The organism is Allobosea sp. P4_C6 (assembly GCF_056402015.1).
The window spans coordinates 1-649 of the sequence record NZ_JBFUIF010000331.1 but is presented as its reverse complement, the minus strand read 5'-3'; the positions used below and the strand labels follow the sequence as shown (position 1 = coordinate 649).

Below are 649 nucleotides of genomic sequence, written 5' to 3'. Positions count from 1 at the left end.
CAAGAGCGAAATGCCAAGAGATCACTAGATTGCTATGCCGCCGCCGACGGCCTCGTAGTACCGAGCCCGTCGCTGATTTAGACGTGAACCAAACTCTAGGCGGCTGGCTGCGGCTCCGACCAAACGAGCATTTACGCCAGCATGCGGACTTTCGGCTCGCGGCCCCATTGCCGCGTTCGCGCCGGAAGCAGGAACGCCTCCACGGCTTTGCCCAGCGCGACGATCCCGTCATCCGGCTCGACTCCGGCCTTGTCGAGAAGCGGCTCGGCCTCAACGCTGTAGCCGATCGCCTTGAGATGCCCGAAGGCGTCCTTGGCGAAATCGACCGCCGCACCTTCTTTCATCAACATCGCGCAACCGTCCTCGGAAAGGATGATCGCCACCGCGTCGAAGAGCACGGAAGGCGAGCCGGCGAGCTGGCCATCGGCCTTGAGTGTCTTCCCGTCCTTGAGCTTCACGCCGCCGATCTTCGGCGCGACGATCTTGACGGCTCCGCCATCGCCTTCGACGGCGGCCTTGACGGCGGCGACGACTGCCCCGTCCGCCCCATCCGAAATCAATATGCCGACAGTCCGCCCCTTCAGAGTCTCAGGGTACTTGCCGACAATCCGGAGCGCCAGCGACGGCTCCATGTCGACCGGCGCTATAC

Annotated in this window: 1 pseudogene; it reads right to left on the bottom strand. The window is 63.8% G+C overall.

Annotated features, from left to right (window positions below):
• Window positions 1-131: 131 nt before the first annotated feature.
• Window positions 132-649: pseudogene (locus tag AC1DVA_RS28975) on the bottom strand (catalase); the annotation flags it as partial.